Here is a 1,738-nt window from a genome sequence, read left to right on the forward strand (position 1 = left end):
GGCTATTATGCTCGTGCCCCTTCCGCCTCTCTCGCCTTTTCCTCTATCTCCTCCTCCCTTTCCCCCTTCCATTCTTTTCTTCCTTCCCCTTTCTTTTCTCCGCTCTCCTTCTCTTTCGCTTCCCTGTTCTAGCCTTTTCTTCCCTCTGCCTTCGCTCCCCTCCCTTTTTTTTCCCCCCCCCCGCGCTTATGCCTCTCGCCGCCCGCCGGGCGCTCAGGAATGACGATGTCTGCTTCGTCGGCATCGGCGCACCGTCCGCGGCCTGCAATGTGGCGCGGCTGACGCATGCGCCTGACATCACGCTGATCTACGAGAGCGGCACGATCGGCACCGCGCCCGATGTGCTGCCGCTGTCGATCGGCGATGGCGAATTGTGCGAGACCGCCGTCACCACCGTCGCGGTGCCGGAGATGTTCCGCTACTGGCTGCAGGGTGGCCGCATCTCGATCGGTTTTTTGGGGGCGGCCCAGCTCGACAAGTTCGGCAACATCAACACCACCGTCATCGGCAACTATTTCCATCCCAAGACCAGACTGCCCGGCGGCGGCGGCGCGCCGGAGATCGCGACCTCGTCGAAGCAGATCTACATCACAATGGCGCAGACCAAGCGCGGCATGGTCGAGAAGATCGACTTCTTCACCTCCTTCGGCCATGGCGAGGGTGGCGATCATCGCAAGCGGCTTGGCATCGACACATCAGGTCCGACCTTGCTGATCACCGATCTCGCCATCTGGAAGCCGGATCCGGTGACCAAGGAATTCACCGTCGTGTCGTTGCATCCGGGCGTCACCCGCCAGCAGGTGCAGGAGAGCTGTGGCTGGGTGGTAAAGTTCGCGGAGGCGCTTGACGAAACACCGGCGCCAAGCGAACTCGAATTGAAGACATTGCGCGACCTGCAGGCCCGCACCAAGGCGGCGCATGAGGGAACCGGAAAAGCAAAGGCTGCATGACATGGCCGAGGCCTATATCTGCGACTACATCCGCACGCCGATCGGCCGCTTCGGCGGTTCGCTGTCTTCGGTACGATCGGACGATCTAGGCGCCATCCCGCTGAGGGCACTGGTTGAGCGCAATGCCGGCATCGACTGGCAGGCGATCGACGATGTCGTCTATGGCTGCGCCAACCAGGCCGGCGAGGACAATCGCAACGTAGCGCGCATGGCGCTGCTGCTGGCAGGGCTGCCAAAGGAGGTCCCGGGCTCGACCGTCAATCGCCTGTGCGGCTCCGGCATGGATGCGCTGACCATTGCCGCCCGAGCCATCAAGGCCGGCGAGGCGGAGCTGATGATCGCGGGCGGCGTCGAATCGATGAGCCGGGCACCCTTCGTCATGCCCAAGGCCGACACGGCGTTCTCGCGCAATGCCGAGATTTACGACACCACCATCGGCTGGCGCTTCGTCAACCCGCTGATGAAGAAGCAGTATGGCGTCGATTCCATGCCGGAAACCGGCGAGAACGTCGCCGAGGATTTTTCGGTGTCGCGGGCCGACCAGGACGCTTTCGCAGTGCGCAGCCAGAACAAGGCCGTCGCCGCACAAGCCAATGGAAGATTGGCGAAGGAGATCACCCCAGTGACCATCCTGCAGCGCAAGGGCGATGCGCTCATTGTCAGCAAGGATGAACACCCCCGCGCGGGCTCAACGGTCGAGGCGCTGGCCAAGCTGCCGACGCCGTTCCGGCAGGGCGGCACGGTGACGGCCGGCAACGCCTCCGGCGTCAATGACGGCGCGGCGGCGC

Annotated in this window: 2 protein-coding genes; both read left to right on the plus strand. The window is 63.6% G+C overall.

Features of this window, described 5'->3' with window-relative positions; all coding sequences use genetic code 11:
* Positions 1–188 precede the first annotated feature (188 nt).
* On the plus strand, positions 189–950 hold the full coding sequence (locus tag EN991_RS35050) for a CoA-transferase subunit beta (protein WP_127370437.1): 762 nt from the start codon (positions 189–191) through the stop codon (positions 948–950).
* 1 nt (position 951) lies between these two features.
* A partial coding sequence (locus EN991_RS35055) for an acetyl-CoA C-acyltransferase (RefSeq protein ID WP_127370438.1) occupies positions 952–1,738 on the plus strand: 787 nt, incomplete at its 3' end.

The sequence above is a fragment of the Mesorhizobium sp. M7A.F.Ca.US.005.03.2.1 genome (genome assembly GCF_003997795.1).
Taxonomy (GTDB): Bacteria; Pseudomonadota; Alphaproteobacteria; order Rhizobiales; family Rhizobiaceae; genus Mesorhizobium; species Mesorhizobium ciceri.

Coding starts and splice junctions, on each gene's coding strand:
- EN991_RS35050 (WP_127370437.1), top strand. CDS start 189: ATGCCTCTCGCCGCCCGCCGGGCGCTCAGGAATGACGATGTCTGCTTC.